This is a genomic window from Candidatus Flexifilum breve (genome assembly GCF_016713355.1).
This window is the reverse complement of the sequence record NZ_JADJPI010000020.1, coordinates 1-24,496: the sequence shown is the minus strand read 5'-3', so window position 1 is coordinate 24,496 and position 24,496 is coordinate 1. Positions and strand designations below refer to the sequence as shown.

Sequence of the window (24,496 nt, the reverse complement as noted above, 5' to 3'; positions counted from 1 at the left end):
ACAGCATGACGAACGTTCTGCGCGTACAGGTCATCGGCTTAATCTCCCAGTTTGATGACGGCACTCAGGCTCGCCCGGCTCAGCGTCAGTGTGGTGGTGAGGATGACGAGCAGCAGGCCACCGCTGAACACCGCATAGACCAGCGTGATCTCACCCCAGGCCACGCGGACGAAATACGGCGGCAGCCCACCGCTGAAATCGAGAATGGGCAGGTACAGCAGCGTGGTCGCCACGCCGATCAGCGTGCCCCCGCCGACCGCGCCGAAGGCCGCCAGCCCCTGCACCGTAAAAATATAGGTAGAGGCGGCAGCCCGTCCGAAACCCATCGCGCGCAGCATGCCCAACTGGGTGGCTTGCGCCCGAAACGTCGCCGCGTTTTGAATGACTGCGCCGATCAGGGTGAGCCCGACCGCCGCGAGGAAGCCCACCGAGAGGAAGCCGAGCACACCCCGGCGCAGGGGCGCGAGCAGCGCGGTTTGCAGTTCGCGTTCCGGGTCGCGCCAGTCGAGAATCGGATAGCCGAGCGCGGCGGCTTGTTCGCGAACAGCGTCCCGGTCGGCGTCCGCCGTGACCGCCAGCCAGTACTCGTAGGGGAGTTCGCTGCCCACCGTCTCGAACACCACATCTAAACTCATCAGCCCGAAGAACGTGGTGGTCGCTGTGGGGTCGAGCGTCGGGAAATAATCGACGAGGCCAATAATAGGCACGGTGATCTCCGCCCAGGTGTTGAGCGCGTTGATCTGCACGGTCAGCGCGCCGCCGACTGCCAAATTGTGGGCATGAGCGAAGGCGGCGCTGAGAATGATCCCGGTGCGCTGCGCGGCCAGTTGGTTGAATAAGTCAGCCAGCGGAACCGCGCTGAAATCCGCCCGGTAGCGTGTGACCGCCGCCATTGCTGCCCGATCAATGCCCAACACTGTCCCTTGCGGACGCTCGTTCGGCAAAGCGATCTGCGCGGTATAGCGCCCGACGCGCGACACCGCCGCAACGCCGGGGATCGTGGCGAGATCATCGGCGGGCAGCACGTTGAAGCCCTGCACATCTACACCCGTTTGCTGACCGGAGCTGTTGCGTTCGGCTTCGGTTTCGGCGTCGGTCGGCGGCACGAGCACCACATCCGCCCCAATCTGGTAATCGATGGAGTCGCGCAGGCTGGCATCGAGGGTGCTCGCCAGCGAGGCCGTGAAGCCGGTCAGGCTGAGCGTGAAACCCATCATCAGCAGCGTGCCGCGATAGCGATCCAGCGACCGGGTCAGTTCGCGCAGCGCCATGAGCAGGCTCAGGCTGCGGGTCAACGTGAGCAGGCGCGCCCCAAGCCCAAGCAGAAACGGATAGACGCGCAGAAACAGCAGCGTGAGCGCCAGCGAAAAGAGCGTCGGCGCGCCCAATGTGAGCGGATCGCTGAACGGATCGGCCACCGCCGCGGTCAGCCCGCCCGAGCGCGTCAGCGTGATGAGGATGTAGACCGCCGGGATGAACAGCAGCACGTCGAGGTAGGTGCGCTGCCACCACGCGCGTCCCGCGCGCTCCGGGGACGAATGGACGATGCCGTAGCGGGTCGACCGCCACGAGAACCACAAGCCGTCGCCCGCCGCGCAGAGCGCGGTCGCCGCGCCGACGAGCAGAGTCTGCGCGGTAAAGGCCACCGGGAGCCGCGCGCCCGCGTTGTCGAAACGCAGAAACGACGACGTTTGCCCGACGACCTGCACCACCGCCGGGCTCATCACCAGCCCGAGCCCGAGCGCCGTGCCTGCCAATATCAGCCAGCCCACGGCGTGGATGAACAGCACCACGCGCCGGCTCATCCCGCGGGCGGCCAGCACCGCATCTTCATCGGCCTGCCGCCCGACGAGCAGCCCGGCGACCAGCATCACGAAGTACAGCGTCAGCCCACCGACGGGCAAACTGGTGATCGCCAGTTGCGCGGTCAGTCGCTCAACCTCGGCGTTGAAGGCGCGCAGCCCCGCGACCGGCGACACATCCGACCGGACGCCGGGAATGTGGTTGCTGGCGTCGCGCTCGGTCGTCTCAATCCGGTTGAGCAGCGCGGACACGTCGCCCGTTTTAACGCCGCCGCCGTCAAAGATCACGCCCCAATCGGCCTCTTCAACGGGCGTGGGCAGCGCACTCGTCGCGCGCCAGAAATTGTCCCGCGCGACGAGCAGCGCCGTTTCAAAGAAGCGCGGCGGCAGCAGCCACGCCGGGTCATTCGGGTCGACCGGACGCCACGTCGCTGCGACGCGCAGTTGGATCGTCCCACCGCCGGGGCGCGACACGGTGAGCAGGTCGCCCACCTGCACGCCCATCGTCGCAAATACGCTGGCGGAGAGCAGTACGGGGATGGCTTCCTCCGTTGTCGGCATGCCACCCCACGCGCCATCCACAATCTCGATCAGGTGCTCCGCGCCTGGCAGCGAGCCCAACGTCAAGCCGCCGAGGTTGTAGCCTTCTGAGTTCACCGTCCACACGCCCGCGCCGATATATTCGGTGAGCTGGGCAGTCGGCAGCGCGATGTTCGCCGTGAAGTCGCGCTGCATGTAGGTGCTGGCCGCCTCAAACTGGCTCTGACTGATGTTTCCATTCCACACGCCCAGGTAGCGATAGCGGAAGTTGAACGGCGGTTCCCCGAGCCGGGACGCCAGCAAGTCCGTGTTGACCGCATCGACATAGAGAATCAGGCTGACGGCCAGCGTCACCGCCGCCAGCAGCCCGACCAGCGTCCACCCGGCGAGCCCGCGGTGCTGCCACAGCCGTTCGACTGCCAGCCGCAGCAAGTCGAACGGGTACGTTGGGCTGCGGTGGGCACTGAGCCTGGGCACTGGCTCGCTCAGGCTCGGCGTCTCCGTGGATTGAGCTAAACGCATGCGGTAATTCCTCAATCTGACCGGGCAGACGCGCTGCCCATCACTGACTTACGCCGGTTGCTGGGCCAAACATCGACCCCATCTCGGGATCGACCGCGCTCGCGCAGGTTTGCAGGCCAGTGACATAGTCATTGAAGTTCGTCGGATCGTAGGGTGGCACGGTAGCGGCGCACGCCTGAAACGCTTCGACCTTGGTCTGGGCGTCGGTGAGCGCATCCAGCAGATCGGCATCGTGCAGCACATAGTCGTCGAAGGCGGCGTCGAGCCAGCGGCGCGTGATGAAATCACCCATGAGCGCCAGTTCACCCGTGAAGGGCGAGGGGATGATCACCGTATTCGGGTCTTGCATGAGCGCGTCGAACTGCGTGTAGAAGTCGAGGGCGCTCTGCCCCACGCTGGCCAACAGGGCCGGGTTGCTGAACTGCGAACGCAGCGCGGGCATGCCGCCAAACAGTTCCGGATGTTGAGCGAGAAACCCGAACAAACGATAACAGGCGTCCGGGTTCTGGCTGGTCGCGCTGATGTAGCCCGTGCCGATCTCGTAGGACACGGCGCTGTACGTTCCGGTCGGATACGTGGTCATGCGATACGGATTCGCGCCCATCTGAATATCACCACCCACCAGCATGAGACCCGCACCGCTGGCTTCGGCGTAGATCGGATCCGGGTTCTCGCCGTCGCCAAGCATGATCATGAAACCATTGCCCGCCAGTTCCTGATAGGCGATCAGCCCGGCCTTCGCCATGTCGAGCACGGTGCGGATGGCCTCCACGGTCGCCGGATCAGTGAAGTTGAAGACGGGCGGCGTCGTCCGGTAGTCGATGGGCAGGCCGCCGTATGCGGCGATCAACATGAGTAGGCTGGAGTCGCCAAAGCCGCGATCTGTAAAGGGCTTCTGATCGGCGGGGATCACGGCGTCCAAGGCGCGTAAGGCATCGGCAAACGCGCTGATCGTCCAGCCTGTGCGCGGTTCGGCAATACCTGCCTGCGCCAGCAGATCGGCATGGTAGTTGAGCAGCGTCGGGCTGATGCTGAAGGGATACGCCCACGTGCGGTTATCCCGTTGGAGCAAGGCGAGTGTGTTCCCGGCGACATCAGCGGGCGAAAACGCGGGGTCGGCGCTCAAAAACGGATCGAGCGCAAGGATCTGCGTGAGGTCGGCGGCGGGCACGGCATTGTAGTTCACATAGAAGCAGTCGTTCTGCTCGGCGTAATCGCTCAGAACGCCGTAGTCCGATGTGAGTGTCACCTTGCCGACCTGCGGATCAAGCGCGGCAAATTCGCGCAGCAGGCGTTCCCAATCGCCAACCTGCGCGGCGAACCCGGCGCTGAACGTGAGCTCAATCTCGCCGGGCGCAAGCACGACTTCGGGGATCGGCGTGGCGACGATCAGCGGGGTGGCACCCCGCAGCGCGCTCGCAGTCTGCAGGTTCGCCGCGGCTTTCACTTCCGCGTCACTGAGAGCGGTCACCGCGTCTGTCCCTTCGGTGACCGCCTTGATTGCGGCATCCAGGTAATCCGCATAGCGCAGCTCCGCGCCCGAGAGCGCCTGACCGAGCAGCGCGTCGATCTGCGCGGCGATCTGCGGATCGACGAACGCGCTCACCGCGAGCACAAGGCCGCTCTCATCCGGGGCGGCCGGGGCGGCGGGCAGGGGCGGATTCATCAGCGCCGACCGGTAGCCGACGAGCGCCGACTGAAAGGTCGCATTTTCGGTGAGGAACCGTGCCAGTTGATAGGCTTCGGTCGGGTGGGCGGTGCCGCCGCTCACGGCAAACCCAGTCGTGGTGATGCCGAGGCTGCCACCGGGCAGCGCTGCCGCCACTCGACCGGGCGTATCTGGGTTAAGCGGATCCGGCCCCAGCGCAAAGCTCCCCCCGATCAGCATGGGGATGGCGTTATCGACCAGGTTTTGCGTGGTGAAGGTGCTGACGACGCCTTCATCCACCAATTCCGCCCAGCCTTCCAGCAGTGCAGCCAGTTCGGGCGTGTTCAAGCGCGGGTTGCCCGCTTCGTCGTTCAGGCTTTGGCGATAGAGCGAACGCAGCAAGGCGGCGTCACTGCCATTTGTGACCAGACCGGGGATGCTCACCGCGCCGCTGCTGTCGTATTGCGTGAGCGTGCGTGCGGCGTGCGCCACGTCTTCCAGCGTCCAACTCTCATCCGGGTAGGCCAGCCCCGCTTGATCGAACAGCGCCGGATCGTACGTCAGCAGGAGCGGCTCGATTTTGGCGGGGAGCGCCCACAAGCCGTTGTCCCAGCGGAAAGACTCCCACGCCGCGGGAATGAAATCGGCGGGGTTGAGCGCCGCATCTGACGCAGCGAGCGGGGTGAGATCGAGGAAATTACCCGCGCGGGTGGCTTCAGGTGACAGGCTGTCACCGTCGACCAGCGCGACATCGGCAGCAGCGGCAAGCGCCTCGGCCCCTTGGAGATGTTCGTCGATATTCTCTGCCGCCGCTGTGTAATAGAAGTTCGGGTAGGGCAGGTAGACGGGCTGTACCCGGATACCGGGGTTCTGCGCTTCAAATTCTGCCAGCGCGTCATCGACGGGCAGGTTGCGCATAAAGTCGGTCAGCGCGAGCGTGATCGTCGTCGTGCCGCTTTGCGCCGCCGCGGGCATGACCGCCGGAGCGGTGACGGCCAACGCCAAGATCAAGATGAGCCAAAGAGTTTTCCAACGCATGAGCAAGTGCCTCCTCTATACCAGAGGTACAGCATGCCGGAGGCGGATTTCGTCGGCGTTGCGACGCGATTACGGTGTCGTAATCAGAATTTGAGGTTAGGGACTCAGCACCGGGGAGGTGACGAGACGATAGCCGACCCCCGGCACGGTGAGGATCAGCGCGGGGTTCGCCGGGTCGATCTCGACCTTTTCGCGCAGACGGCGAATGTGCACGTTGACCGCGCGTTCGCTGTCCATGTCTGCATCCCAGCCCCACACCGCGTCGATGATCTGCCCGCGGCTGAGCGCCTGATTCGCATGCTGTGCCAGAAACACCAGCAGGCGAAACTCGGTCGGCGTGAGCGCGAGGAACTGTGTCCCGCGCCAGACCTGCCCCCGTCCGCGGTCAATCACCAGATCGGAGACATACAGCAAATCAGCTTCGGCGTTGGAAAATTCGCCGTAGGCGCGGCGCAGTTGTGCCCGCACCCGCGATAGCAGTTCGCGCAGGCTGTAGGGCTTGGTGACGTAATCGTCCGCGCCCATCTCCAGACCGAGCACTTTATCGAGTTCGTCGCGTTCCACGGTGAGCATGAGAATCGGCTGGCGTAAGCCGGAGGCGCGCAGCTGACGACAGAAGTCGAAGCCTGAACCATCGGGCAGCCGCACGTCCAGAATGATCAGATGTGGCAGGCTTTCGCGGGCGAACGCCACCCCGTCCAGCCCGTGATCTTTCCATGTGACCATGTAGCCCTCGCGTTCCAGCCCGTCACGGAGCGAGCGCGCGACGGCAGGATCATCTTCAATGAGGAGGATATGCGCGTTCTTCATGCTCAGGCCGCCGGAAGCTGCACGACGAACTGAGTCGCGCCGGGCGCGCTGTCCACGCTGATACCGCCATGATGCGCATCAACAATGGCGCGGATGATGGCTAAACCGAGACCGCTGCCCGGATACGTGTTGGCATTGCGCGCCCGGTGGAAACGGCTGAACAAGCCCGGCAGATCGTCGGCGGGAATGCCGATGCCCGTATCATTCACGGTGATCGTGACGCAGTGATCTTTGCGGGCGGCGCTGACCGCCACCGTGCCGCCTTCCGGCGTGAACTTGATTGCGTTGTCGAGCAGATTGCCGACCGCACGCCGCAATTGCAAATCATCGCCGCGCACGGTGAGCGCGCCTTCCGGAACGTTGAGCGCGAAGTTCACCCCCGCCTGTTCCGCGCGGGAGGCGTAGGTTTCGCTCAGTTCGCGCACGAGCTGCGCCAGATCGACGGGCTGGAAAGGTGTACTCCGCGTTTTCGCTTCAAGGCGAGAGAGATCGAGCAGATTATTGGTCAGGACTTCCAACCGATGCACTTGCGCGTGTGCCCGGCGAATATAAGCAGTTTGTTGAACGGGGTTGGTCTCCGTCGCCGCGAGTTCCGAGATCGGCGCGCAGCGCGGTGAGCGGGGTATGCAGTTCGTGCGCTGCGTCGGCGACAAAGCGCCGCAGCGCTGTCACGGTCGCTTCGACCTGCGCGGCCATCTCATTGAAGGTCGTCGCTAATGCGCCAAGCTCGCCCCGCGCTTTGGAGTCTACGCGGGTATGCAGTTGGCCCTGCGCCATATGGCCCGCGCCCGCGGTCAGCGCGAGCACCGGGTCGGTGATTTGCCGACTGGCCAGCCAACCGATGAGCGCGGCGATGACCAGAGCGAGGCCGCCTGCATACACCAGCGCCGTCGCCACACTTTCGATGATATGCGCCCCAAATCCTGCTCCTTCCGAGAGTTCCACGTACCCATTCAGCGTGCCGTCCACGGTTTGAATGGGCAGCCGCACCATCTGGTCAGAGGTCACGCCGGGTGTGACTTCACCCGCGAGATCAAAGCCATAGGGCGTGCTGGACACGGCGAAGGTAATGACATCCTGATGACCGATACTCACGTCACTCTGAACCAGACTTAACGCCCGGGCAGGCACCATGGTATCGACTGGCACGGCCTCAGTGTACTCCATATCGATCAAGGGCATCACGTCGCCGGACGGGGCGGCCTCGACAATGATCTGACCGATGCCTCCGGCGACATAGGTCCCGTCGAAAGGGGCAGGGTTGGCGAGCATGGTTTCGGTTGTACCAAGGGAAAGGAGTGTTGGCGGCGATCCGCTGTCGGTGACCACGTTCCCGGCGGTGTCCAGAATGCGCACCCGCGCCTGCATGAGAAACGACAGGCTGCGCATTTGTTCGGCAATCTCAGTGCTCGAACGGTTGGTGCTGCGCAGGAGCTGGACCGTCTCGCTGATCACCACCGCATTATCTTCCAGATGTAGGCGTTCCCGATTAGCATAGTAGCCCCGCAGCGTCGCCAGCAGCGCCGCGCCGAGGATGAGCGTTGCGATAAAGGCGATCCCGACATAGGTAAGTGGCAAACGCCAGCGAATCGATTGTGGTAACACGGTGATTGTGCCTCAAGCATTGTTTTGTGCTGATCATAGCAGATCATGGAATTACAGACGTTTACAGCCTGATTACGGAGTCGTAACCTCAACGCTTGACCGAAAGTGTGTGATGTTTTTGGCTGACTGCGACAGGCGTTAGCTGAGGTGATTGTTTTGCCACCAAAACTCTTGGCATAATCTTGTGGTCACAAGACGCATGCTTTTGGAGGAGACCGTGAGTCTGACATTTGCCAATTTCAAGCAGGTCATTCCTTCGCAAATTCTCACCCGTGGACGTGAGTATCTGCGCCAAGGTCAAATCCTTGATTTGTCGTTCGACGAGGAAGAACTTATTTGGGAAGCGCAGGTGGAAGGCACCGATCTCTATGATGTGCGAATCGAGTTACTCGTCAACGGCAGCTTGAATACTAATTGTACCTGCCCCTATGATCTGGGTGAACAGTGCAAGCATGTTGCCGCTGTGCTTTACGCTATTGAAGACGCTTTCCCCGATCAACTGGGAACGAGACCGCGCAAGAAACCCGCAAAACGGCAGACACGCCACGACAAGCTGCGTCAGCGCCTCGAAAAGACCTCCCGCGAACGGCTGATTTCGATTCTGCTGGAATTAACACAAAGTGATCGAGAACTTCTCAACCAACTGCTCATTCACTTGGATGCAGGTGATTCCAAACCGATGGATTATCGGCGCGTTGTCAAAGATGCCCTGCGCGCCGGACGGGGCGAATATGGCTTTCTCGACTATACCGGATCCAACCGTGCTGGACGCAAGCTCGGTGAACTGCTCCATCAGGCGGAGCAGTGGCGCGCTGCCGGCGACTTCGATAGAGCAATTGGTGTGTATCAGGCGGTGATCGATGAGACTGTGCCCACGATGGCTCATGCAGATGACTCGAGCGGTATCCTCGGCGATTGCATTGGTTTGGCGCTGGAATCCCTAGCCGAGTCTGTGGCTGCGCAAGGCGGGCACGAACGAGAGAATCTGTTGACCTATTGTTTGGAACGCGCTCGGAGGAAAGAGTTTCATAACTGGGACTGGGGATGGGATTTACTAGCGATTGCTGAGAAGTTAGTCAGTACCCCGCCACAACGCACTTTGTTTACGTCTGCGTTGGATGGTCTGCAAGCTGAAATTTCGAAACCCAGCGACGGCGGGTTCATCAGCGACTACGGTTTAGAACAGGTCGCGCTGTTCAGACTGGCGCTGATTGATCGATTTGACGGGCCGGAAGCCGCGCGCAAATTCCTGTTTGCCCATGTCCACCTTGACCGAGTCCGCATGGAGTTAATTGACAGGTGTATCAAAGCAGGTGAACTAGAAGAGGCCATGCGTCAGATCCAGACGGGAATTGCGTCGAGCAATCAACGCCACGTATGGGGATTGACCAACCAATATCAAGCGCTGCGGGTGAAGCTGCTTCAGCAGACAGGTGACAAGACGGGGGTGATTGAGGGCGCGCGCGCCCTGTGGTTGGACCGCGGCGCTGAGGAAGATTTTGAACTACTGCACTCGATGGTGCCATCAGCTGAATGGTTGGCGTTTGTCGAAGAACTGGTTAAGGCTACTCGCCGACCGGAGCAGCTGGCCTGGCTATACGCACGCGAAAAATCGCTGGGATGATCTCTTGACGCTGGTCAAGACGGATCGTCAAGGGATTGGTTGATCGATCCGTATCGCGCCCAGCTTGAGTCGCGTTTCCCGGCTGATGTCGCCGAACTCTATGAGAAAATTGTCGGCGAAATTCTGGTAAGCGCCACTGGACGTGGAGGTTATAGGCAGGCCGTTGCCTATCTGCGTCAGATGAAGCAAATTGGACAAGCAGCGCGGGCTGAAGCGCTTGCGGGAAGAATCCGTACCCAATATGCCAATCGCCCCGCGCTGCTGGATGAACTAAGCAAGCTGCGCTGACGGTCTGCGCTCTGGATCGGTAGCTGCCGAATGTTGCCTTTTGCTGCCTCTTAGGCGCAAACTGTTGCTGACGACAAATGCCGCGAAATTGGAAACACCATAGCAGTGGCGGCTCTGAAATATGCTTTAATCTTGCCGTACTCTTTATAAATTCGGCTTCACTACTTGGTATTCACAGTCTATCTCTTTGCTGAATTCAGTACTTTAGCGATGTGACTAGAGGTTAGAAATCGGAAGTCCTAAGGGACGTCATTCTGTTCTCGAGTCAGAAGGCTTGCTTTCTCAGCATCGCTCCCTGAGTTGGACTATGCCATTCCCACATCCAGACCTAACCACAAACGCGAACTAAAAGCCGAGATCTTGTGGTTGCGGAACGAAGGTTTCAGTCTGTGCGAAATCACAGAGCCGGTCGGGCATTACTGGGCGCTCGTTTGGCAAATATGAGAGAAACGGAGCCAGTCACACCGACTAGGACGCTCTTCTATGAAGGCTTGTCTTCACCAAACCAACCGTGGATTGATGCATTGAGAACAGGCGACTAATGTCCGGAGGATCAATATCTGGTCGGATATTCACCTTTATTCTGCCATAGTTCTCGCTTCGTCCAGACTGACGATTGCCGAATGATAATTGTTTTACGACACACAATCTGAAACCGGCAATTTCTTGTATAGAATCGGAGCAACGAAACTCAAGTTTTGGCTCTGTAATCCTGTCTGTTCTCAATATCCTTGCTAGTGGGTAAGGAAAGTTGTGTCGTTTGTCGCTTCTGAGTAGTTCACTTTTGCCCATTCCCATCCATTTCCGCCCATATCCGCTAATGCTAGCCAAGAGGGATCCCCGCCGAATCAATGAGCGGGATAGACGAATAACAAGCGGACGCCTCGCGTTGTTCGGTACTAGTAAGCGCGAAAGGGTACGTTTGAACTCCAACCCTTAGTTTTCCAACACTTTCCCATTCTTGAAGCGATGGTAAACGCACATTGTAGCCATCTAACTGATAGTACTGATTTAGCCATCGACAGAATTCTGCTGCATTCGCGTAGGTACTTTCCACGGACTCCAAGCCTGACTCCCAGTTGTTGCTGAAATTATGCTCAATCAGCGCTTGGCTAATTTCTCCTCTGACTGAAGCTTGCTTCGTCCAGCCATGCATTTGACCCGCAGTGTTAAGAAATTCCTGATACGCCGACTTGGTAACAGGATATTTCGCAAGCCAAAAAAAATAACGCTGCTGCCGGATATGATCTTCAATCTCGAATGTGATTGGCAGCCACCACGTTTTCACACTCTCAGGATACGTAGTTTCATCCCCTAAAGTTTGCGGGTTGTAGAGAGATAATGCTCGGTAGACAAGTTGTCGCTGGGTATGGTCTACGTTCGGTTGCGCGAGTAAATATTTGTCCCATGAGAGACGAAATCTTTCAACGAGATGGTCTGATAAGTTCCACCGGTAGTTCAATAGGGCCTTTGCCGCAGAAACAGGTTGCCAGTAACAGATTTGCTCGAAACTCTTCCAATCGCGGTTTTGTGCCATCAACTGCAATAAATGCTCAACGAGTTTTGGTCGAGATAAGTCATGGTGTTCTTCGTTAAGCCAGTGAAGCAGTTCAAGAACGCTCTGTTGCGGTGGTAACACATCCTGATCTTCTGGCAATGTGACTAATTCTGTTATTTCCTCGACCTGGCAACCAATGACCTCGGCAATCTCCCCAATTAACTCTCCTGAAAGTTCATCGAGCGGGAATTCACCGGCAATGATTAGGTTCAACAGGTTTTCATCAAGGTCAAGTTGTTGCGCTAGGCTTGCTGCTGTTCGATTATGCGCTTCCAGATAATGTTTTGTGCGTTCACCGATTATAGAGGTGTCGCGTATAGGATCAGGATCTCCGCGCCGCTCGTAACGTGCCAGTTCAGCGTTTACTCGCGCAAATAGTCCGAGCATTGATGGATTATTACGATTTTTAATATATTGGCATACGCGGTCAATATCGGATGGCCGATGACTGTCTATTTCGAAATAAGGTGGACAATCATCTGGGCACGCTGATCGTGCCCTCGAAACATAGAGGAGTGACAGGTTGTGCCGTTCGGATGCGTGCGGCAGTTCATCCTCTAGATCGTCGAACATAAGGATGAAGACCGCAGCTTCGTCCACAACTTGGTTGATCGTGTGTGCCCAATTTAGGTCAAATATTCGCAGGTCATGGTCAAGCCAGACTTTCATATCAGTATCGATCAGCGCGTCCAAGAGCGATTTCAGCGTGGCAGTATCCTGATGCTTATAAGAGATAAAAATATGAGCCATTTCAGTCACCGTTCTGGTCAATCCAACGCTGGATTTTGACGATGTCATCGTAACGGTCGGGGTAGATTTGTTTATGTTTGTTCAGCTGCACCTGGATTTCTTCACGAAACTTTTGCTGCGCCTTGCGTGCTTCGGTACGGAGATAGGTTGGGTTGTAACTGTGCTTTAGCGCGGCTTCTTTAAAACTATTTTTCTCTAACACTGTTTCCCGAATGATTACCGAATGAACGGGGGACAAACGGCTGATCGAAAGCTCAATAATGAAGTTTACAAATTCAAGCGTTTCCTTTTGGCAGAGGATTGTTTCTGGCGAGAGCGCATCATCGGTCGAGAAGAGGGCTTGTGCGGCGTCAAGGTCTTCCAGTTCATATTTATCTTTGATTGCCTCGATCGACTCTGGGGCGGTTGGATTCTTTTCTCGTGGGTTGACTTTGCGTGACAGGTTGCGGACGTCGTTAACGGCGAAACCACACAACCAACCATAAAGAGTAGTGATGGTATTCCCCTTAAATGTTGCAAGGCGCGTAAACGCCCGCACAAATAATGACTCCAGCATCCCTTCCGCATGAAGGGGATTGAGCTGTCGTTTTTCCAGTTCACTTCTCATGTATTCAAGCAAATCCCGGCTCTTGCACTCCATGACTCGCTGCCACGCGTTTAACTTGGTCGCGCTGTCACCCTGCTTCAGATCCTTAATGATTTGATCTGGACAATCATGCCACGCAGATTGCTCTGATCGGTGAGCCATATACTGCGGCATCTCCCTGCTCGCCGTGCCATTATTCTATGGTGTAACGGAGTGACCCTAAAATGTCAGATCGTTGGCAAAGTTGTGACATTTCTGCCCCGGCTGATGACAACTTAGAGTAGAGGGTGTAGAGCCAAGTCGATATGTAGTGGCTCAACATTCACCGAAGTCGAAAGGAGGATAAATAGCGTTGGCAAAAAACCGCGATCGCCCTGGCAAGAAGATCGAGCAGGTATCCCCGGCGGACCGTACCGCCAAGTAACCGCCCACCGGGAATACGTTTAGTGAAGCACAACCGTGCGAGTGACGGTTGCATAGATCATGCTACCCCACCTCGCAAAGATAAGTCAACTCTCCCGACCGCTTGATTTGACCAACTAAATAGCGAGGTATACTCATGTCCAAGATCGCCAAGACGATTGTCGCCTTGATCGTTGCCCTGTTCCTGATCGCCGGTCCCGCGACCTCGGTGCCAGCCCAGGCCTGTGGCGGCGACGTGAATTCCTGCCCGTGCCCCGGCTGCTAAGCTAAAGTTCTCCATAGTGGGTGGGAAAGCCCGTTAACCTGCCCACTTTCATGATCACTGCGACAACCAGACGCTTAACGCTTTGGTAATTTGATAGCGCGAGATTTCTGGCAGTCGACGTAACTCACGCTGCAGCGCGGCCTCTGCGCGTTCCACAGCGCGGAGAATCGTTCCTGCTGGGAAGCTAAACAGCGGCATCGAGCCCAGAGGAAGTGTTCCCACTGTCGACCGAACTGCCTGTAACGCGGCGTCCACATCATTGCTGCCAATCAGATGGATTTCCATCAAGCGGCTCAACACCAACCCACATAGCGCCCGTGCACTATAATTCAGCGATGGCTGTGGTAGGAGCAGCACTTGTTTGAAACACGACTGTGCCATGACCACGTTTTCTTGCCGTAGATACGCAATACCCATTGCGGTAAGCACCCGCGGCCTGATGCTTTCCAACTGATTATCGTCAATCAGAATCAGCGCACTGCGGAACAGTTGAAAAGCTTCGTAAGAGAGGTCGCGCATTGAAATAAGCGTGCCGAGATTCGCCATAACATTCGCAACTAGCGCGGGTTGGTTCAGGCGTTCTGCAATCGCTTTGGCCTGGGCAAAACACCCGGTCGCGGCGGTGAAATCGCGTCGTTCTAGGTAGGTAACCCCTAAATTGAGGTAAGCGTACCCTGTCGATTCGGGGTTATTGATGGCATTCCCTAACTCCAAAGCGCGCTGAAAATACGCTTGTGCTTCATCATAATTCCCGGTTTCGAAGAGCAGTAAGCCGAGGACATTCTGATTGTGCTGGGCAATGCCCTTGAGATTGTCATCAAGGGACGCATAGTCGTCGCCTAATTCGGTTGATAATTCGTGCGCGTATTCCAGCGCCGTTTCAAGTTCACCGAGGCTGAGGTAATAACGGGCGATGTTTGATCGGATCGAGTATTGCAGCAACTTGTGCGGATGTGCCTTCGCCCATTTGTCTGCTGCACCAAGGTGATACAGCGCATCATCATGCTTCCCCGTCTGCGTGTATAGATCGCCCAAATTGTAATGGAGTGAAGCATAGCGTTCGCTCATTTCTACACGCTGGGCGATTTCAAATGCTAGCTGCAGTGCTTCTAGGGCGCGAGCAAATTTGCCCTGAAATTTAGCGAGTTTGCCAATATAGAAGAGGGTTTGCACTTGTAGTGTCGGTGCTAACTTGAAGTGTTCATGAACATACACCAGCAGTGTGTAGACCTTAGCGTATAACCCGCGCTGTTCGAAATACGCGTAGGCTTGGTGTAATAGCTCGACAGCTTGTGCTTGCAGGGTTGGAAATTGATCGGTGAAGACGACCATTTCAAACATCAGCAGGATATTCTGCTGGAATTCGTCCAGACGTTCAAACTGTTGATACGATGTGCGAACTACGTCGAGGTGATAGCGGACAAACGCATGTTGGATTAACCGGGTGAAATGGTTTACGGTCGGGTTGCGCTTCTCAATGAAAGACAGCACAATCGGGTGTAGGGCATAACGGGTCTCAGGCGCAGGTGAGTCTAGTTGTTCAATGAGGCGCATCTCAACCAGACTTCGCAGTCGTGAGGGAATGTGAATTTCTGTGATCTTGCCAAGAACTTCTTCTAACGAAGCGACTGTAACCCCTGCATCCGGCGCAAATAATCCTATAGCGAATAAAATGTTCTTCTCGGGAGTCGTCAGATACTGCCAGAGCCATTCGAGTACTTGCTCATAGCGTTGAAAGATTGTCGGACTCGGGCCTGCCGCTTCCTCAAACTCACGTAAATGATGGATTAGACCCGCTACACGTCCACGCTGACTTTTCAACCCGCTGAGGATGATATTGAGCATTAAGGGGAGTCCTGCAGTGAGTGCTGCCAGTTCTTGCAGCAGTTGTTGTTCGCTTTCGTGTAGCCAGCCTAAGCGCTGCGTCAAAAAGCTCCGCGTTTGTTCGGCATCAAACCCCGGCAGTTGCACTTCATAAAGATTGAACTCGGGCAGAGTCCGGGCGACGAACATAATTGTGTGCGCGCATTCCAGCAAGTCTAGGACCGCAGTGAGGGTTTCTGAATTCGCCAAATGAGTGGAATAGCCCTCATCGACGATCACGACGAGCTGAGGACGCTGCAGGATCTGTTTCAGACGTTTGCGCTTGCTGCCGTAATCCAGATTGAGTAAATCCTGCCGCTGCAATTCAATCAACAATTGATTGGCGACCATTTCGAAGTCGAGTTGGGTCGGGAGTTTCAACTGCGCGATCACTGTATCTGGTTTTCGTTCTAGCAAAAGCTGTGCGGCTTTTCGCGCCATTTCGGACTTGCCGCTGCCGGGTAACCCGCTCAGACCAAATACCTGCCGTTCTCGGGAGCTAGTCAACACGGTTAGGACTTCCTCCAGCACTTCTTTTCGCTCGGTATTTGTGGTTGTTGGACTGAGCGGTGTTGTCAGCGGAAACAACGCGCTTGGCGATACAGAACTATTGCGTTTGATGAGTCGCTGCCATTCTTCCCAAGAGCGCCCCATTGGCGCTTGCCCTGTGCTCTGGCGTTGACGCAGTTGCTCCAGGTATGTATTGACCGAATCGCTGCGCATGTACAGCGCTAACCCGATCAAGATTTGCAGAGGCTTTAAGTTCGATCCTTCGCTTTGCAGCCATAGAGTGGCAAGATTCTGCGCTTCTGCCAGTCGACCTGCTTGTCTTAAGCAGTAAGTCGTCATGCGGTCGAGCAGATCGTGCTGAATCGCAGCCAGTTCTGTGCGACGGCTATGCCGCCAAGCAATGTATTCGCGATTGTCCGATGAGTAGGCTGGGAAATTACTCAGGAAAGGGTCTTGATAGAGTTTGAGGAGGGTTTGCGCTTCACCATACTCTTCTTCAGAGAAAAACAGCGCTTTGGTCAGCAAGGCGTTGGCGCGATCAACAAAATATAAGCTGTCCACCCAGAGAAATTCGCGTTTCAAGTAAATGAAGTCTTTGCTGCGTGCTTGAACGGAATTCAATCGGGAGGGTACTGCGTAAAGGGTAAAGTGCTTTTTTGCTGAAAGCGAGGTGTTGGTTCGCTGTACCGTACAGCAGTTTGACCAGTTCATCCCGAAAGTATGTGGGTTCACCCTTATCACCCATGACTGTCAATAATTTCATCGGTTGCGGTGGCAAGGTGTAGACAACGCCATTCACTCGAACTTCTGGTTCTTTGCGCAGCAGGTATAGTTGAAGGGGAGTTTCCATATCGACTCTACGAATAATTGCAGGATTAATAATCCGGCTATCTTAACATATATTTCAAATTCAACAGGAGAAATCAAAGGGAAACCAAAGGGAAGATGACGGTGCTTTACTGGGACTAGTGTAATTATGGAGTCTGTCATCATGCAATCACTAGCCCTAGGCAACCCGCACAACCGCTTTGTTCGCCGTGCTCAGGAATTGATTGAGCTCGGTATTCAGGTGCCGACGAAATATTTCGCTCGTTCTCAAACATTGTTCGAGGTGAACGAAAACTACGAGTATGTGCAGCTGAATGAAGCAATTCCTGTGGAGGGGCTGGCTGTTTGTGGGCGTGTCATGTCGATCACCGAACAAGCCGGGTATGTGCTAGTGACCATCGAAGATCAAGATGCACGGCTTCAACTTGGACTTGCGCTCAATCGCTTGAGCAAACGCCTCGCGCTGCTGCGCACGCACGTTTTTCGAGGGGATTATTTGGGCTTTGATATCAGTGCCATTACCCGGATCGATGGACGCCTCACCGGCCTAAGCGATTCATGGTGTTTCCTTGCGCTCACATATTGCGAACTGCCGGACACTCCTGACCCTGAAGTTCAGTATCGTCACCGTTCCCTCAGTATGGCAGCATACATCGATTTGCGCGAACGGTGGATCAAGCGCAGCAAAATTCTTTATCAAACGCGCCAATTCTTGCAGGAAGCGGAAATTCTTGAGGTTAATGCGCCATCTTTCAGACAGTGCGAGATCGGCGCACCCGTTTCTCTTGATAACAGCTTAAGAGCGTTGGTTACTGGCGGAATTGAGCAGGTTTACGAGTTTCACACTAACTGTAATACGGGTACGGTAGACCGTTTGAATCATCCACAGTCGCTGCAATTGACTTGCTGGATGGCGCTGAAAACCCCGGAAGACGCAATGCACTTGGTTGAAACCCTGATAAACCATCTAGCCCACAAATTTCATTCCACGGACCTGATTCAATGGCTGCCGTTCGAGCGGTTGAGCACATCACCTCAGGTTGACCTCAAAACCGTGTATGAAGATCCGTACGTGGAACTCGACCTTTCTCCCCATTGGGCACGGCGCACGGTCGCCCAGTTGATGGTGGATATTTGGTGTATCGATTTCACGACCCTTGCAACGGTTGAAGATGCGGTCAACGCTGTCGTTCAAGCGGGCTTAAATCTCTGGTTTTCCCGAATGGGACTCTGTCGAGGATGTCATGACCGCCGCCTTTAAGCAAATCGCTGCCCCGACCCTGATTCAGCCGACATTCGTTGTCCAAACGGCATCACACAGCGAGTTCATAGAACAGTTTGAACTCTATATTAACGGGATTTCGTTCGCTGCCGGGTACAGGGATTGGTTGGAGGATGAAGCGTATCGCTCCGAACTGATGTTAGGGCAACCGCTGAGCACTTGTTGGTCGCTGCAAATAGAACGATTGGTCATGCTTTTGCTCGGGGTGGAGGATATTCGGGATATTGTCACAATAACGTGATCAAATACAAAAATCAAGGCACCCTGGTTAAGCAGCGCGGGTCGATTGGCATAGTGGGTGCGGATTCGCCCCACAAGTGCATCAGCCCACGCTGCTGGACGAGCTAAGCAAGCTGAGTTAACGGCTTGCACTCTGGATCGGTAGTTGCCGAATGTTGCCTTTTGCTGCCTCTTAGGCGCAAACTGTTGGAAACAACGAAGACGGACGAGAAGGCCATCGCACCCGCGGCGAGCATGGGCACGAGCAACCCGAGCATCGCGACCGGGATGAGGATGATGTTATAGATGAACGCCCAGAACAAGTTCTGGTAGATCGTGCGCATGGTAGCTTTGCTGAGCTGAATGGCGCGCGCCACGCTGCGCAGATCACCGCTCACGAGCGTCACATCCGACGCTTCGATGGCGATGTCTGTGCCGGTGCCAATCGCCATGCCGACATCGGCTTGGGCGAGCGCGGGCGCATCATTGATGCCATCGCCGACCATCGCGACCTTCTTACCCTCGGCTTGCAGTGTTTTGACCGCCTCCACCTTCTGATCGGGCAGGACCTCCGGCAGCACCCGCGTAATGCCCACCTCGTCGGCAATCGCCTGCGCCGTCTTCGCGTTATCCCCGGTGATCATCACGACTTCCAAGCCAAGCCCGCGCAGTGTAGCAATCGCTTCACGCGAGGTCTCTTTGACTGTGTCCGCGATGCCGATCACGCCAATGACGCCGCTCTCGTCGGCAACGAGGATCGCCGTTTTGGCGTGCGCTTGCAGCGTTTCGACATGCGCGTTCGGCTCAGCGGAGATATAGCGCGGGCTGCCCACACGGATCAACTTGCTGTCGATGGTGGCGCTGACGCCGCGTCCCGACTCCGACTCAAAGCCCTGCGGCTGAGTGAGCGGCAGATTTTTGGCTTTCGCCGCCTCGACCACCGCCTGACCGAGCGGATGTTCGCTGCCTCGCTCGACGTTGGCCGCGAGGCGCAGCACGTCATCCGCGCTGAGGTTGCCAGTAGCGATGACATCGGTGACCGTCGGTTCGCCTTTGGTGATGGTTCCGGTTTTGTCGAGGGCGATAACCTGTAAGCGATGCGCGTTTTCCAGCGACTCGCTGTTCTTAAACAGGATGCCCATCTCCGCGCCGCGCCCGGTGCCGACCATAATGGCCGTCGGCGTGGCGAGGCCTAACGCGCACGGGCAGGCGATGACCAGCACGGCGACCGCGTGGACCATCGCTGTTGTGAAGCCAACCTGACCGATTACCAACCAGCCAAGGAACGTTAGCAGCGCTAGTCCGAGGACGATGGGCACAAACACAGCCGACACCTGATCGGCGATGCGCTGGATGGGGGCTTTCGAGCCCTGTGCCTGTTCAACCAGGCGAATGATCTGCGCGAGGGCGGTTTCTGCGCCGACGCGGGTGGCTTCGATGATCAGTCGTCCGCTTTTGTTGACGGTCGCGCCGATCACCGGGCTGCCCGTTGCTTTGTTGACGGGGAGGCTTTCGCCTGTGAGCATCGACTCGTCGACCGAGGAGCGGCCTTCGATCACCACGCCATCCACGGGGATGCGTTCGCCGGGGCGCACGATCAGCGTATCGCCCGCAACGACATCATCCACGCTGATTTCCATTTCGACGCCTGCGCGTAGTACCAATGCCGTCTTGGGCGCGAGATTCATCAGCTTCTTGATCGCTTCGCTGGTCTTGCCCTTAGCGCGCGCTTCGAGCAGCTTGCCGAGCGTGATTAGGGTGATGATGACTGCTGCCGTCTCAAAGTACACATGATCGCCCACTTGATCCTGAACGCCGAGCACGATCGCGATTAACACGGCGACGCTGTAAATGTAGGCGGCGAGCGATCCCATCGCGATCAACGTGTCCATATTGGTGGTGCGGTTCTTGAGCGCCTTCCACGCGCCGACGAGGTACTGCCGTCCGACGTAGAACTGCACCGGGGTTGCCAGCAAACCGAAGACGAAGGGGAAACCCGCCCACAGCAGCCACGATACCAGCGGCGAAACCGTGGGTTCCATCGCCATCCCCATGCTGTCAACGGTCGGCGCGGACATCATGGCCTGCATGACGAAGTCGCGCCCCATGCTGAGGATGAACAGCGGCACGGTGAACAGCAGACCGATGAGCAGGTTGCGTTCCTGCCGCTGGATTTCAGCCTCACGCGCCGCGCGTTCGGCATCGACTTCTGTCCCCGGCGCAGCCTTCGAGAGATCGAGCACGCCGTAACCGGACGCCTCGACCGCCTTGACGAGATCCGGTCGGCGGACCGCGCCGGGCAGATAGGTCACGGTCGCCTTTTCGTTGGCGAGGTTCACATTGACACCCAGCACCCCCGGCGCTTTGTTGATCGCGCGTTCGACGTTGCGGACGCATGAGGCACACGTCATGCCCGTGATCGGCAGTTCGATGGTCGCGGTGGCTACGCCATAACCCGCATCCTTGATCCGGTCGATCAAGAGATTGGTATTGAGTTTCGTCGGGTCAAAGACGACGCTGGCGCGTTCGGTGGCGATGTTCACATTGACCTCGGCCACGCCGTCGGCCTTCTTGATCGCGCGTTCGACGTTGCGCACGCAGGCCGCGCACGTCATCCCCGTCACAGGTAAATCGATACGTACTTCCGTCAAGATACTACTCCTCTTCCAACGCGGCAAATGCGCGTTCCATGTCTTGAGCTTCCGAGAAACTTTCCAGTATCGGGCATTCGCTGATCGGGTGTTCGCCGCCGGGGCAATCGTCATTCAGCGTGACGAGCACATCGCGCATGGCTGTCAGCGCGGCGATCTTCTCGTCAATCTCGGCGATCTTGCCGCGTACGACTTTGCGTACGCTGCCGCAGGTTGCCTCCTCGCTGAACTTGAGATCGAGCAGCAGCTTGATTTCGGTGAGTGAGAAGCCGACCGCCTGCGCCCGTTTGATGAAGCGCACGCGCTGCACCGTTTTGGGCGCGAACAGACAGTAGTTTGCCTCGGTGCGGTCGGGTGTGGGCAGCAAGCCGTTGCGCTCGTAATAGCGGATGGTTTCGCGATTGACGCCGCTCTGTTTCGCCAACTCACCGCGTTAGGTCGCTCATGGCTTTCCCCGTTCAATCAACTTGGTGGTAACTCTACACCTTGTACTAGGTACAAGGTCAAGGGGTAAAAAAGGGATGAGATTCATCCTATAAACCTGAGACGATGTATAGTAACGGGGTCTTACAACCCAGACAGGCGGAGACTGAACACTTTGACGATCCTACATGAAGCCGATGTTGTAGGGACAAGGCCTGCCTTGCCCCTACGCTGGATCAAGCAGCATCGTTTGCGCATCATCCATGCCGGGATATTAGCTACGTTCGCTCTCATCCCGGTGTGGTATCGCTTCACGAGTGTGCCGCCGCTGTTCCCGCCGCTGTATGTCTCCAATTTCCTGATTCTGCTGCCAATGCTGTTCACGATCACTGCGTGGGTGATCATGGGGGTGCCGGGACTGCGCGATCTGCGCCGTTCGCGCTGGGGACGCTGGTGGACGCTGGCGCTGCTGCTGCTGGCCCCTGTGGGCGTTCGCCTCGACGCTGTGGGCGTTTCAGCGGCGCAATTACCCGGAGGTCGGGCAGACGGCAGCGCTTCAATTCGGGATCGTGGCACTGTTCGCGGTCGTGTGTGCGTGTGCCGCGCCGCGTCCACGACACATCGTCGCGACGCTCGCGGTCGTGTGTGCGCTCAACGGGCTGATCACAGTCGGGCAGGTGTGGAATATGGGCGCGCTTGGTTTGCGCGGGCTGGGCGAATTTTTTTACAACGTGGAGTCGAACTGGATCAGCATTTTGCGCGCGGGTGACTTGACCTATGTGCGCCCCTACGGCTTGATGCCGCATCCTAATGCACTGGCGGGCACGTTGATGGTCGGCGTGCTGGCGGCCTGCGCGTGGGTGATCAGCGCGCGGCGCGGGCGCTGGTTGGCAGGTGTGGGCATCGTCACGCTGGGCGGGTGGGCGCTGCTGCTCACATTTTCGCGCGCGGCGTGGATCGCCGTGGCGCTCGGTGGGGTGCTGCTGCTCCCGTTCGCCCGCCCGCTGATCACGCGGCGGGCCTTACTCGTGATGGGCACGGTAGGGCTGGTTGGCGCTCTCTTCTTCATCAGCTATCGTCCCTTCTTAGCCGCGCGGGTGGGTGTTGGGGATGGGCAAGAAGCGATTGAACTGCGCTCGATCTCGGATCGGCTGGTGTTCACCGATTTCGCGCTGCGGTCGATTGCCGAACGTCCGATCTTCGGCGTTGGCATTGGCAATTTCCCGTGGCGGGCGAGCTACTTCATCGTCGGCACGCACTACGATCTGCGGGGCGACAATGTGCACCACGTGCTGCTCTCGGCATGGGCGGAACTCGGCACGGTCGGGTTGGTGCTGGTGCTGCTCGCGCTGATCTTCGCAGCCCTCGCTATCGGGCAGCGCCTGCGAGATCGCACGGTGCCACACGAAGACCGTGCCGGGTTGATCGCACTGGCGGCGATCACCGTGGCGTTGATCGTCGTCGGCTTCTTCGATCATTACCCGTGGACGATGGTCCAGATGCAAACGGCGTGGTGGGGGTTGATGGGCGCGGCGCTGGCACAACCTCAGTTGACCCCGTCGGACTGAACAGCGTTACCATTGTCGGCGGTTTAGGTGGCTGGTGGAGCTACCCGCATTGCTTGCAGGATGATGGTATGTACGACTTCACGAAGCCTTCTACAAAGTTGCTGGAGCACAGCGCCGCGCACGCTGAATTCTGTCCTGACGGGTGTTCGGGCGCAATTTGTGTCAGCATGGTTTCGCCGACATGGAGCAGGTAGACGCGCTGATCGCCGCGCTCAACCTGCAACCGGGCGATCAAGTCCTCGAACTTGGCTGCGGCAACGGCATGGTCGCCGAATACATTGCGGAGCAGACGGGTACACACATCACAGGCGTGGATTACAGCCCGCAGGGAGTCGACCAGGCGCAGCGGCGCACGGCAGGCAAGCGCGAGCATCTCACGTTCGCGGTTGGCGACCTCAACACGCTGGAACTGCCCGCAGCGACCTACGACGCGATTATCTCCATCGTTCGATTCATTTCAGTAACGACTACACGCGCACCGTCCGGGGATGGCGGGCGGCACTGCGTCCCGGTGGGAAGCTGACGCTTTTCTACGCCTATGGACGGGAGCCATGGGTGGCGAAAGACGATTTCCCTGCGGAAAACCTCGCGCCGGAACGGACGCCGCTCGCTGCCGCGCTGATCGCGAACGGGCTGCGCTTCACGACGCAGAATTTCACGGCGCAGGATCACGCGCTGGCCGTGCGGCGCACAGCGGTGCTCGATGACCTGCGACCGCAGTTTGAAGCCGAAGACATCCTCTTCATCTGGGAGAACCGCTGTGGGGATGCTCAGGGGTGCGACAGGCCATCGAGGAAGGGCTGCATGCACGTTATTTGTATCGCTCCGAAACATGATCGCGCAGAGGTGCAACAGAACTCGATAGTTCTAAGAATACAAGGTATTACTCTTTTCGGTAAATAAGTTGTAATGCGCTTTGGATTGCGGATCGAGCATAACGGGTGGCTAGCTGATCTATCTGCCCCGCACGTTGACCCGAGGTCGCCCGCTATGCCTGACTTCCTGTTGGAAATCCGAAGCCTTTTCGAAAGCGGCGAACAGGATGACGCTCTGGATCTCCTCCAACTGCACTTGGACGCGCATCCGCATGACGCCGACGCCCTGATCCTCAAGATCACCTTTGGTCTCGACCTCAGAACAGCAGCATGAGTTCATCGGCACGGCACTGCTGGAACTCGATCCAGCACCGCAGCGCGCCGAGCTTATGCGGCAGCGCGACGCGCTCGTCAAGGATTTGCTGCGCGAGGGACGCGAACACCTGAAAACGCGCTCACCATTTCGCGCCTACGACCCATTCGACAAAGCCGCGCTGCTCGCCCCGCGCGAAGCCTATATCCCGCTGGCGGCGGGCTGGCGCTCCTGCGTCACCCGCACAATCGCGTCGAGAGCCCCTTCGGTGGGCTGAATGCGCCGCCGTTCGGGTCTGGTCTGACGAAAGCGCCGAATCCTGGTTGGTCGGGGGCAGGTGGAAGTATTTCCGCGCTGCCTGCGACCGGGCGACCGACGCCGCCATGCGTGAACGCGCGATCTATCATCTGGTCAAACATTGGCTGTCCCAGGACAAGATCACGCAAGAGGCGCTGTCGCTGCTGTTGAGATCAAAGCGCCGCAGCAGCGGACGCTCAAAGTGATCGCTGAGGCCGCTGACGGGGTCGAAGCGACAACGCTGGCGACCGCCGCCGTGTTCCTGACC

At 57.7% G+C, this 24,496-nt stretch carries 22 protein-coding genes; 11 read left to right on the top strand and 11 right to left on the bottom strand.

Translation table 11 applies throughout. The features are described from left to right. Positions 1-38: 38 nt before the first annotated feature. The 5 genes from IPK17_RS18330 to IPK17_RS18310 all read right to left on the bottom strand — a co-directional run bounded on the left by IPK17_RS18330 (position 39) and on the right by IPK17_RS18310 (position 7,965). Complete coding sequence (locus IPK17_RS18330; protein ID WP_343419143.1) at positions 39-2,864, bottom strand: hypothetical protein; 2,826 nt, start codon at positions 2,862-2,864, stop codon at positions 39-41. A gap of 40 nt (positions 2,865-2,904) precedes the next feature. Beyond that, positions 2,905-5,550 (bottom strand): ABC transporter substrate-binding protein, encoded by a 2,646-nt coding sequence (locus tag IPK17_RS18325; RefSeq protein ID WP_343419142.1) that lies wholly within the window; start codon positions 5,548-5,550, stop codon positions 2,905-2,907. Positions 5,551-5,646: 96 nt separating this feature from the next. Continuing rightward, entirely contained in the window at positions 5,647-6,360 is a 714-nt protein-coding gene (locus tag IPK17_RS18320; protein WP_343419141.1) for a winged helix-turn-helix domain-containing protein, read from the bottom strand. 2 nt (positions 6,361-6,362) lie between these two features. Beyond that, a complete protein-coding gene (locus IPK17_RS18315; protein ID WP_343419140.1) occupies positions 6,363-6,878 on the bottom strand; it encodes a sensor histidine kinase in 516 nt (171 codons plus the stop codon). After that, a complete protein-coding gene (locus IPK17_RS18310) occupies positions 6,859-7,965 on the bottom strand; it encodes a HAMP domain-containing protein (RefSeq protein WP_343419139.1) in 1,107 nt (368 codons plus the stop codon). The genes IPK17_RS18315 and IPK17_RS18310 overlap by 20 nt, the downstream gene beginning before the upstream one ends. A gap of 217 nt (positions 7,966-8,182) precedes the next feature. Between IPK17_RS18310 and IPK17_RS18305 the strand changes: the two genes are divergently transcribed. Next, entirely contained in the window at positions 8,183-9,589 is a 1,407-nt protein-coding gene (locus IPK17_RS18305; RefSeq protein ID WP_343419138.1) for an SWIM zinc finger family protein, read from the top strand. Positions 9,590-9,628: 39 nt separating this feature from the next. Next, positions 9,629-9,877 carry a hypothetical protein gene (locus IPK17_RS18300; protein ID WP_343419137.1) on the top strand — a complete coding sequence of 83 codons (249 nt, stop codon included), beginning with the start codon at positions 9,629-9,631 and terminating at the stop codon, positions 9,875-9,877. 823 nt (positions 9,878-10,700) lie between these two features. On the opposite strand, the gene IPK17_RS18295 is transcribed toward IPK17_RS18300, so the two are convergent. Both IPK17_RS18295 and IPK17_RS18290 read right to left on the bottom strand, forming a co-directional pair. Continuing rightward, positions 10,701-12,185: an SUMF1/EgtB/PvdO family nonheme iron enzyme gene (locus IPK17_RS18295; RefSeq protein WP_343419136.1), complete on the bottom strand. Its 1,485-nt coding sequence runs from the start codon at positions 12,183-12,185 to the stop codon at positions 10,701-10,703. A gap of 1 nt (position 12,186) precedes the next feature. Continuing rightward, positions 12,187-12,945, bottom strand: a complete 759-nt coding sequence (locus tag IPK17_RS18290; protein ID WP_343419135.1) for an RNA polymerase sigma factor — start codon at positions 12,943-12,945, stop codon at positions 12,187-12,189. A 385-nt stretch (positions 12,946-13,330) separates the two neighbouring features. Between IPK17_RS18290 and IPK17_RS18285 the strand changes: the two genes are divergently transcribed. After that, positions 13,331-13,459 (top strand): hypothetical protein, encoded by a 129-nt coding sequence (locus tag IPK17_RS18285; RefSeq protein ID WP_343419134.1) that lies wholly within the window; start codon positions 13,331-13,333, stop codon positions 13,457-13,459. Positions 13,460-13,513: 54 nt separating this feature from the next. Here the strand turns inward: IPK17_RS18285 and IPK17_RS18280 are convergent, their stop codons facing one another. Continuing rightward, the gene (locus IPK17_RS18280) at positions 13,514-16,414 is read right to left on the bottom strand and encodes a tetratricopeptide repeat protein (RefSeq protein WP_343419133.1); all 2,901 of its coding nucleotides are present in this window, start codon (positions 16,412-16,414) and stop codon (positions 13,514-13,516) included. Then, positions 16,371-16,682, bottom strand: a complete 312-nt coding sequence (locus tag IPK17_RS18275; protein WP_343419132.1) for a hypothetical protein — start codon at positions 16,680-16,682, stop codon at positions 16,371-16,373. Before IPK17_RS18275 ends, IPK17_RS18280 begins: the two co-directional genes overlap by 44 nt. Before the next feature lie 141 nt (positions 16,683-16,823). Here IPK17_RS18275 and IPK17_RS18270 point away from each other — a divergent pair, with 141 nt between their 5' ends. Together IPK17_RS18270 and IPK17_RS18265 are read left to right on the top strand one after the other, a co-directional pair. Continuing rightward, positions 16,824-17,921 (top strand): amino acid--tRNA ligase-related protein, encoded by a 1,098-nt coding sequence (locus IPK17_RS18270; protein WP_343419131.1) that lies wholly within the window; start codon positions 16,824-16,826, stop codon positions 17,919-17,921. After that, positions 17,905-18,183, top strand: a complete 279-nt coding sequence (locus IPK17_RS18265) for a hypothetical protein (protein ID WP_343419130.1) — start codon at positions 17,905-17,907, stop codon at positions 18,181-18,183. The genes IPK17_RS18270 and IPK17_RS18265 overlap by 17 nt, the downstream gene beginning before the upstream one ends. 103 nt (positions 18,184-18,286) lie before the next feature. Here the strand turns inward: IPK17_RS18265 and IPK17_RS18260 are convergent, their stop codons facing one another. Next, positions 18,287-20,812, bottom strand: coding sequence for a heavy metal translocating P-type ATPase (locus IPK17_RS18260; protein WP_343419129.1), 2,526 nt, complete (start codon positions 20,810-20,812; stop codon positions 18,287-18,289). Positions 20,813-20,816: 4 nt separating this feature from the next. Then, a complete protein-coding gene (locus tag IPK17_RS18255; RefSeq protein ID WP_343419128.1) occupies positions 20,817-21,236 on the bottom strand; it encodes a heavy metal-responsive transcriptional regulator in 420 nt (139 codons plus the stop codon). A 174-nt stretch (positions 21,237-21,410) separates the two neighbouring features. Here IPK17_RS18255 and IPK17_RS18250 point away from each other — a divergent pair, with 174 nt between their 5' ends. From IPK17_RS18250 to IPK17_RS18225, 6 genes are all read left to right on the top strand, one after another. After that, the gene (locus IPK17_RS18250) at positions 21,411-22,004 is read left to right on the top strand and encodes a hypothetical protein (protein ID WP_343419127.1); all 594 of its coding nucleotides are present in this window, start codon (positions 21,411-21,413) and stop codon (positions 22,002-22,004) included. Then, a complete protein-coding gene (locus IPK17_RS18245; RefSeq protein WP_343419126.1) occupies positions 21,922-22,803 on the top strand; it encodes an O-antigen ligase family protein in 882 nt (293 codons plus the stop codon). Before IPK17_RS18250 ends, IPK17_RS18245 begins: the two co-directional genes overlap by 83 nt. A 181-nt stretch (positions 22,804-22,984) precedes the next feature. Next, complete coding sequence (locus IPK17_RS18240) at positions 22,985-23,326, top strand: class I SAM-dependent methyltransferase (RefSeq protein ID WP_343419125.1); 342 nt, start codon at positions 22,985-22,987, stop codon at positions 23,324-23,326. 32 nt (positions 23,327-23,358) lie between these two features. Next, positions 23,359-23,706, top strand: coding sequence for a hypothetical protein (locus IPK17_RS18235; protein ID WP_343419124.1), 348 nt, complete (start codon positions 23,359-23,361; stop codon positions 23,704-23,706). Between the two features lie 87 nt (positions 23,707-23,793). Next, a complete protein-coding gene (locus IPK17_RS18230) occupies positions 23,794-23,952 on the top strand; it encodes a hypothetical protein (RefSeq protein WP_343419123.1) in 159 nt (52 codons plus the stop codon). Then, a complete protein-coding gene (locus tag IPK17_RS18225) occupies positions 23,924-24,208 on the top strand; it encodes a hypothetical protein (RefSeq protein WP_343419122.1) in 285 nt (94 codons plus the stop codon). Before IPK17_RS18230 ends, IPK17_RS18225 begins: the two co-directional genes overlap by 29 nt. The last annotated feature ends 288 nt before the right edge of the window (positions 24,209-24,496 follow it).